The organism is Clostridium sp. AM27-28, assembly GCF_003480955.1.
Classification (GTDB): Bacteria; Bacillota; Clostridia; order Lachnospirales; family Lachnospiraceae; genus Otoolea; species Otoolea fessa.
Window position 1 is genome coordinate 1 of record NZ_QUJT01000014.1, and the last position, 1,051, is coordinate 1,051.

Sequence of the window (1,051 nt, forward strand, 5' to 3'; positions counted from 1 at the left end):
CGGGGGCTTCGCAATACCCGCACCAAATGGGAAAAGAAAGACCCAGAAAACGGACGGTATATGTGGGACTTCTCCGTTATCAAAGACCTCTTGATGAATCCCGTCTACACCGGGGCGATTGCTTCCCAGAAAAAAGACTACCGTTTCAAAATCGGCACGATTGGAGAAAAGAAGCCGGAGGACTGGATTGTGGTGGAGGGACAGCATGAACCGCTGATTGACCGCATGAGCTTTGACATTGTGCAGAACAAGCTGAAATCCCGCCAGCGTCCGGGGCAGACCAATGAAATCAGCCTGTTTGCCGGACTGTTAAAATGCGGCGAGTGTGGGAAGTCGCTGACGGTACGCTACACAAACGCTAAACATCCCCAGCGGATTTACTCCTGCAAGACCTACAATGCCTTTGGAAAGAACCACTGCACCCAGCACCGGATTGACTATGACACCCTTTACAGCCATGTGCTGCGGAAAATCCGGGAATGTGCCAGAGCTGCCCTGATGGACGGGGAAGCGGTTGCCGACCGCCTGACCAATACCTGTGAAGCCGAGCAGCGGGAACAGCGGGAAGCAATGGAACGCTCCCTTACAAGGGACGAGGAACGGATTGAGGTTCTGGACAAAATGGTCATGCGGCTTTATGAGGATATGATTGCAGGGCGTATCAGTGAGCAGAATTTCAACACCATGCTGGAAAAGACACAGACCGAGCAGACGGAGCTTAAAACAAAAGTGTCCGAGGGCAGAAAGCGGCTGTCCGATGAAGTCCAGCTTGCCAATGACGCAAAACAATGGGTGGAAGCCATTCAGGAATACGCCAATATCACAGAGCTGGACGCAGCCACCCTCAACCGCTTAATCAAAGAAATCGTCGTGCATGAGCGCATTGACGAAGATAAAACAAGACACATTTCTATCGAAATTCATTTTAATCTCAAACCCATCCCGGAGGTGGAACAGGTCACTGCCTGACCTGTCCCGCCGGGACGGTTCTCTTAAAAACACCATATAGATTTTTTGTACGCCGCCGCCCGCCATCGAGCAGAGTTTTACA

At 51.6% G+C, this 1,051-nt stretch carries 1 protein-coding gene; it reads left to right on the forward strand.

Going from position 1 to position 1,051, the window contains the following annotated elements; translation table 11 throughout:
- A partial coding sequence (locus DW720_RS13620) for a recombinase zinc beta ribbon domain-containing protein (protein ID WP_118749755.1) occupies positions 1-969 on the forward strand: 969 nt, incomplete at its 5' end.
- Between the last annotated feature and the right edge of the window lie 82 nt (positions 970-1,051).